Source organism: Parvimonas sp. M20 (genome assembly GCF_035282425.1).
In the GTDB taxonomy this organism is placed as follows: Bacteria; Bacillota; Clostridia; order Tissierellales; family Peptoniphilaceae; genus Parvimonas.
In genome coordinates, this window is the sequence record NZ_JAYKBQ010000311.1 from 1 (window position 1) to 228 (window position 228).

Annotated in this window: 1 protein-coding gene; it reads right to left on the reverse strand. The window is 28.5% G+C overall.

Translation table 11 applies throughout. The annotated features are described in order from the left end of the window. On the reverse strand, positions 1-228 hold a 228-nt coding region (locus VJI93_RS09340), incomplete at both ends, for a type I restriction enzyme subunit R domain-containing protein (RefSeq protein ID WP_324009410.1).

Consider the following 228-nt stretch of genomic DNA (forward strand, 5'->3'; position numbering starts at 1 on the left):
CAGAATAATAATTTTGAAATTCCTTTACTTCAGTTGAAAAGTTTGACTTAAAATGTTTATTATAGTAATTTATCGACATATTCAAGAACTCTTTAGCAGTAGAATCCATAGCTGACGGTTCAAAATTTTCTTCCTCTAAATCTCCAATAGCAGATGGCTCTTCATTATCAGAAAAACTATAAAATTTAGCGACTTTTAATCTCTTTTCTTCTTGTAATGCATCTTGTT